At 75.3% G+C, this 1786-nt stretch carries 2 protein-coding genes; one reads left to right on the forward strand and one right to left on the reverse strand.

The window, feature by feature from the left end; translation table 11 throughout:
• Window positions 1-87: 87 nt before the first annotated feature.
• Window positions 88-738 carry a GNAT family N-acetyltransferase gene (locus ACFU7Z_RS39210; RefSeq protein WP_380782943.1) on the reverse strand — a complete coding sequence of 217 codons (651 nt, stop codon included), beginning with the start codon at window positions 736-738 and terminating at the stop codon, window positions 88-90.
• Between the two features lie 138 nt (window positions 739-876).
• Between ACFU7Z_RS39210 and ACFU7Z_RS39215 the strand changes: the two genes are divergently transcribed.
• Window positions 877-1786 (forward strand): acyltransferase family protein (locus tag ACFU7Z_RS39215; RefSeq protein WP_380782945.1); only part of this gene is annotated, 910 nt, incomplete at its 3' end.

Below are 1786 nucleotides of genomic sequence, written 5' to 3' on the forward strand. Positions count from 1 at the left end.
GGAAGTCGGCCCGGCCGACTTCCCGCGTCGCGGGGGAGTGGGCGCGCTGCGCCGCTCGCCCCGCGCGCGGGCGTCCCGGTCGGGTGCTCAGTCGTCGAGGCCGAACAGGGCGCGGCAGCCCTCGTCCAGGCCGGTGACGGTGACCGGGGTGCGGGCGTGCCCGGCCCAGGCCTCGGGGGTCAGGCGCAGGCGCTGGGAGACCACCACCCGCCCGTCCAGGACGTCGCGGTCGATGCCGTCGCCGCGGTAGCCGAGCCGGCGCGAGACGGCCAGGGAGGAGTGGTTGTCGGCGAAGGACAGCGACCTCGCCGACCGCGTCCCCAGCTCCGCGAAGGCCAGGTGGAGCATCGCGGCGCGCATCTCGGTGCCCAGGCCCTTGCCCTGGTACTCCAGGCCGAGCCAGGAGCCCGAGACGATCTCGCGCCGCACGCCGAACTCCTTGGCGCGCATGTCCTGGATGCCCACCGGGCGCCCCTCGTGGAAGGCCACCAGGTTCAGCGCCCAGTCCTGCGCGCTCCAGCGCCCCAGCCGCCGCCAGTGCAACTGCACCACGTGCCGGGCCCGTTCGGCCGGCGGCAGCTCGCCCCACGGCGTCAGGAACGGGCGCTCCTCGGGCGGGTGGACGCCGCGGGCGGCGACGTCGGCCACCTCGGCGAGTTCGTCCTCGGTGGGCAGGCGCAGCTCCAGGCGGGGCGAGGACACGCGCAGCCCCCGCAGGGGCCAGTGGTCGATGATCATCGAGCCAGTGTGCCCAGCCCGCCCGCGCCGCGCACCGCCATTTCCACCTCGCCTTCACGTCCGCCTCCGCCCCGAATCCACCTCCCGGGGGACAGCGGCGGCGACCCGACTTGACGCACCGTCACCTACAGTCGTGCGATGAGCGCACGAAGTGATACTCGGCTGGTCGGAGGACCGCCACCCCCGCACCGCCTGCCCACCCTCACCTCCCTGCGCTTCGCCGCCGCCCTCGCCGTCTTCCTCTTCCACGCCTTCCTCATCGCCGACCCGCTGCACCCCGGCGCCCCGCTCGGCTTCTTCGCCGACCCCCGCCTCGCCGCCGCCCTCGCCCACGCCACCTCCAAGGCCGGCTACGCCGGGGTCTCGTTCTTCTTCGTCCTCAGCGGCTTCGTCCTGACCTGGTCCGCGCGCGAGCGCGAACGCCCCGCCGTGTTCTGGCGCCGGCGCCTGGCCCGGATCTACCCCAGCCACCTGGCGATGTGGGCGGCCGCCGCCCTCCTGTTCGCCTGGGCCGCCCCGGTGCGCACCTGGCTGCCCAACCTCCTGCTCGTCCACGCCTACTCGCCCGACCCGGACATCAACTCCGGGATGAACATGCCCAGTTGGTCGCTGTGCTGCGAGGCCCTGTTCTACCTGCTCTTCCCGCTCCTGCACCGCGCCGTACGGCGCCTGCCGGCACGCGCCCTGCTCCCGGCCCTGGCCGCCGCCCTGCTGGCCGCCGCGGCCGTCGCGGGAGCCGACGCGGTCCTGCTGTCCGACCGGCCCCGGATCCCCCAACTGCCCGTCTCCCTCGACCAGCTGTGGTTCGGCTACCTCTTCCCGCCGGCCCGGCTGCCGGAGTTCGTCCTCGGCATGCTGCTGGCCCGCGCCGTCGCCGCCGGCCGCGCCCCGCGCGTCCCCCTGGCCGCCGCCGCCCTCTTGGTGGCGCCCGCCTACGCGCTCGCGCTCGCCGTCCCCTCGCCCTACGACTTCGTCCTGCCGATGGTCCTGCCGCTAGCGCTGGTCATCTGCGCCGCCGCCCAGCACGACCTGCGGCGATGCTCAGGGG

This window comes from Kitasatospora sp. NPDC057518, from assembly GCF_042802075.1.
In the GTDB taxonomy this organism is placed as follows: Bacteria; Actinomycetota; Actinomycetes; order Streptomycetales; family Streptomycetaceae; genus Kitasatospora.

Excerpts from the sequence above, each read along its gene's own strand:
- ACFU7Z_RS39210 (WP_380782943.1), bottom strand. The coding sequence starts at position 738 with ATGATCATCGACCACTGGCCCCTGCGGGGGCTGCGCGTGTCCTCGCCC.